Annotated in this window: 4 protein-coding genes; all 4 read left to right on the top strand. The window is 66.0% G+C overall.

What is annotated here, in order from left to right; all coding sequences use genetic code 11:
* The coding region (locus JWN03_RS09250; protein ID WP_297612636.1) for an SGNH/GDSL hydrolase family protein at positions 1-704 on the top strand (704 nt) is incomplete at its 5' end.
* 168 nt (positions 705-872) lie between these two features.
* Positions 873-1250: a hypothetical protein gene (locus JWN03_RS09245; RefSeq protein ID WP_297612633.1), complete on the top strand. Its 378-nt coding sequence runs from the start codon at positions 873-875 to the stop codon at positions 1248-1250.
* Positions 1251-1267: 17 nt separating this feature from the next.
* On the top strand, positions 1268-2173 hold the full coding sequence (locus tag JWN03_RS09240) for an SGNH/GDSL hydrolase family protein (RefSeq protein WP_297612631.1): 906 nt from the start codon (positions 1268-1270) through the stop codon (positions 2171-2173).
* Positions 2170-2551, top strand: a 382-nt coding sequence (locus tag JWN03_RS09235; protein ID WP_297612628.1) for an acyltransferase family protein, incomplete at its 3' end; no start/stop codon positions are given. The genes JWN03_RS09240 and JWN03_RS09235, both read left to right, overlap by 4 nt.

The following is a 2551-nucleotide window of genomic DNA, read 5'->3' as shown; positions in this document are numbered from 1 at the left end:
TGGGCACCCTGATGGGCGTCTACGGGACCGACGCGATGGTCGATCCGTCCTGCCCGGGCGCCTCGATCGACAGCGGGCCGGGCTGGACGCTGGGCGTGGAGACGTCGAAGGCGGACAAGGTGGGCGCGTTCGGACCGCGCACCAAGCTCGTGGCTCTGCAATTCGGCCTCAATGATCATTGGGGCCAGTCCAATCAAACACTGTGGAAGTCGTTGCAGGGCTGCGTGTTCAACCTTGTCGACGGCTGTGGGCCGGAGGCTGCCGCGCAGGGCCGGATCACCGATTACAACGGAGTGTCGGGCGCATTGTTCGCCGATCGCATGCGCAATGCGGTCACCTACATTCACTACTACGCACCGAACGCGCACATTGTGCTGGTCGGGTATCCGGAGCTGTTCCAGCCGGGAACCGACACGGTATGCCTGAACTTCCTCGGTGTCGCACCATTCGTGCAGCCGCGCGGCGGTGCGGTGGTGGCGTACTTCGATCGGATCGAGCAGGCGCAGCAGGAAGCCGCCCGGCTGCTGAACCTCGATTTCCTCGATGCCCGCGCGCTGACCACCGGACATGGACTCTGCACTGACCAGCCGTGGCTGAACGGTGTGATGGACCCGCGTACCGATATCGACGGCCTGTTCTTCCACCCGTCCAGCAAGGGTGACTCGGTGGTCGCGAACGCTATCTACGACAGATACGGACACTGACACGATCAGCCCGGGCGGCAAGTTATCCGCCGGTAGCCCTCACGTCACGTCGGTCGATTGCTCTGGGGATTTGCAGTTTGCCGAATCTTGGGTCTTCGACGCGAATGTCTCTTGTACACTCCCGCTGAAGTGAAATTCTTACACTTCAGTTCTTGATTCGAGGATCCCATGAAATTTCGTACCCCATTCGCCGTACGTTTCGCAGCAGCGGCGATCGGAGGGGTTTTGCTGATCGGCGGGGTGTCGGCCTGCGGCAGCGACAAAGCATCCAGCGGATCGAGCGATACGCCGACCAGCGCCGTCGTGGCTCCGGTAAGTAGCGCGGCAGCACCGGTGACCAGCACCGAGGCGCCGGCGCCGAGCACCACGGAAGCGCCTGCGGTCCAGCCCGCGGCTCCCCAGGCGCCCGCGCCCCAGCCCGCGGCCCCCGAAGCTCCGGCGGCCCAGCCGGTCGCGCCGAAGCCCGCGCCGCAAACCCAGCAGCAGCCCAAGCCGGCGCCGCCGACGCTGGACGCACCCGGGTTCGAACCGCGCGCAGGCTACTGAGGAATCCGGAGAATCGCGTGTCGGGTAACAGTGGACGCTGGTTGTGCGCCGCGGTGGTGGCGGTCGCGGCCGTCACCGCAGGCGCCGGCGGATCGGGCGCGCAGTCCGCTCCCGAGGGTAAAAAGCTTGTGATACTGGGGGATTCGTTCACCGCGAACGCATTGGACTTCTCCTCGGATCACAAGTGCTTGCGCGGCGCGACGGCCTGGCCCACACAATTGAGCACGCTGATGGGCCTCCGAGACGGCGATCAGGTGGCTAACTCGTCCTGTGCGGGCGCGTCGATCGACGACGCTCCGGGGTACACGCTCACCGTCGAGGCGCGCGATGCCGACAAGGCAGGCGCGTTCGGACCGGATACCAAACTGGTGACGCTGCAGTTCGGCCTCAACGACCACTGGGGCGGCTCCGCCCAAAACCTGTGGGACGCAATGCAGCAGTGCATATTCGACCTGGCCGACGGCTGCGGGACCGACGCCGTGGACCAGGGGCGGATGCCCGACTCCCAGCTGATTTCGGGCACCGCGTACGCCGACCGCATTCGCAATGTCGTGACCTACATCCGGTACTACGCACCCAATGCGCGCATTGTGCTGGTCGGATACCCGGAGCTGTTCCATACGGACCAGAGCACCGTATGCCTCGACTTCTTCGGCATCGTGCCGTTCACGCAGCCGCGGGGCCGCACGGTCGTCGAATACTTCAACAGGCTCGATCAGGCGCAGCGCGAAGCCGCCGCACAGCTGAAGCTGGACTACCTCGACGCCCGCGCGCTGACCGCCGGGCACGGGCTCTGCTCGCCGCAACCCTGGGTGAACGGCGTTTTCGATCCGACCATCGATATCGCCGGACTGCCGTTCCACCCGTCTCCCGAGGGTGACTCCGTGGTCGCGAACGCGCTCTACGAAAGGTACGCACGATGACCCGACCACCGGAGGTCCTGTCCACGCGGCCCACTGCGGCGGCCACCGGCGTACCGCGGCCCGCCGCGCCCGCCGTCCAACCGGATACGGCAGCGCTCATCGCCCAGCGGGCGGACCGGGAGCGGCCGCCACTGCCCTCGCTGACCGGGTCCCGGTGGTGGGCCGCGTTCGCGGTATTCGTCTTGCACGCCTTGGTATTTCTGCCGGTGTACCCGTTCCAGAAGTCCGAGCTGTTCCGGCATATCCACGAATGGGTGCCGATGCAGTTGGGCGCCGCGGGAGTCACGTTCTTCTTCGTGCTGTCCGGCTTCATCATCTACTGGTCGTTCCGGCCGGGCATGTCGGCGCGCGCGTTCTATCGCCGGCGGGTACTGAAGA

It is taken from the genome of Nocardia sp., assembly GCF_025465275.1.
In the GTDB taxonomy this organism is placed as follows: domain Bacteria; phylum Actinomycetota; class Actinomycetes; order Mycobacteriales; family Mycobacteriaceae; genus Nocardia.
The sequence above is the reverse complement of the archived record's forward strand: the minus strand, read 5'-3'. Positions and strand labels throughout refer to the sequence as shown.